The 1862-nt window shown below is 64.8% G+C and carries 1 protein-coding gene; it reads left to right on the forward strand.

Features of this window, described 5'->3' with window-relative positions:
• Positions 1-127 precede the first annotated feature (127 nt).
• Positions 128-1621 (forward strand): glycoside hydrolase family 28 protein, encoded by a 1494-nt coding sequence (locus ACFWX1_RS22900; protein ID WP_378390386.1) that lies wholly within the window; start codon positions 128-130, stop codon positions 1619-1621.
• Positions 1622-1862 lie beyond the last annotated feature (241 nt).

Here is a 1862-nt window from a genome sequence, read left to right on the forward strand (position 1 = left end):
TTGCTTGTGTCACTCTGGGGGTTGGGCCCGTCAGTTGGGGGGGTGGCGCGGGACCCTCCCGACTCGTATTCTGGGTTTTCCGCCGTCGTGTCCCGAAATTCTCCTCACGACAAAAGGCGGTATCCCCGTGAAAACGAAGAGAAAAGGCCTGGTCGCGTTGCTCATGGCGGCCGGACTGGTCCTTGCCGGTGCGGAGGTTTCCGCTGCGGTGCCCGGTGGCGTGTTCGACGTCAAGGACTACGGCGCCAAGGGAAACGGCTCCGCCAATGATTCCGCGGCGATCGACAAGGCCATCACCGCGGCGGGCGGCGCGGGCGGCGGGACGGTGCGTTTTCCGCCCGGCACCTACAAATCGGCCAATACGGTCCATCTGAAGAGCAACGTCACGATCCAGCTGGACGCCGGTGCCACGATCCTCGGGGCCGGCGCGAAGACGTACGACAAACCCGAACCCAATCAGTGGGACGAGTACCAGGACTACGGGCACAGCCATTTCCACAACGCGATGTTCTTCGGGGACGGCCTCACCCATGTCGCCTTCACCGGCTCCGGCACGATCGACGGTGGCGGTCAGCTGATCACCGGGAACCCGAAAAGCGGCGAGGCCGACAAGATCCTGTCGCTGACCCGGTGCGACGGTCTCACTCTGAACGGGATCACCCTGCGGCGCGGCGGGCATTTCGCGGCGCTGATCAACGGCTGTAAGAACGTCGTCTCGGATCACCTGGTGATCGACACCGCGAGCGACCGGGACGGCTGGAACATCATCAGCACCACGAACGTGCGCATCACGAACATCACGGTCGCCGCGAACGACGACGCGCTCGTGTTCAAAAGCGACTACGCGCTCGGGAAGAAGCTCCCGAACGGCGATGTCACGGTGACCGGCGCGAAACTCTCGGCGGTGTGCTGCAACGCGCTGATGTTCGGCTCGGAGACCTGCGGCGATTTCACCGGGTACCAGTTCTCCGACGTCGTCATCACCGGCGCGCACAAATCGGGGCTGGGCATGGTTTCCATGGACGGGGCGAAGATCTCGGACGTGCACTACCGGAACATCACGATGTCCGGGACGTACTCGCCGATCATGATGAAGATCGGGACGCGGAAACGGTGCGGGAACAATCCTGGCGTCGGCTCGATCAGCGGGATCACCTTCGAGAACATCAAGGGTACCTACGCCGGCGGCGGGTCGTTCAGCCCGACGATCTGGGGTGCCGGTGCGGCGAACCGGGTCAGTGACGTGCGGTTCACGAACGTCGATCTCACCGTGCCGGGCGGCAACGGCACCATGTCCACGGACGTGCCGAGCAACAACGCCACCGACTACAACCCGAAGAGCATCGGGACGCGGCCCGCGTTCGGCTGGTATCTGCACTACGCGTCGGGCATCCGGTTCGACGGCGGTTCGGTGAGGTTCGCGAAGGACGACGGCCGCCCGGCGATCATCGCGAACAACAGCTCCGGTATCGCCTTCGACAAGTTCACCGTGCAGCGCGGCGGAAAGAGCCCGTTCGACATCGGCTTCCAGAACGTCGACGGCTACTGCGTCACCGGCACCACCACGACCACCGGCGCCGCCCCGCGCCTCTCCGCCCCCGGCTCCACCCCACGCTGCTGACCCGCTTCCCCGCAAAGCCGTGAAGGCCCCCTTCACAGCGCTCAACGCCGGTATGGAGTCCTTCACGGCACTGAGCGCCGGTATGGGGGCCTTCACGGCTCTTCGTGGTCCGTTTCGTCGCGTAGTCCCGCGGCTCATACGCCCACGGTGGCGTTCGTGGCCCGGGTAGTCACGTCCTTCTAGTCCACAAAGGACAGAAGTGCCGTTAAGGCCACCTTACGGGCGTCAGACGCCCGTAAGG

It is taken from the genome of Amycolatopsis sp. NPDC059021, from assembly GCF_042739895.1.
Lineage (GTDB): Bacteria > Actinomycetota > Actinomycetes > Mycobacteriales > Pseudonocardiaceae > Amycolatopsis.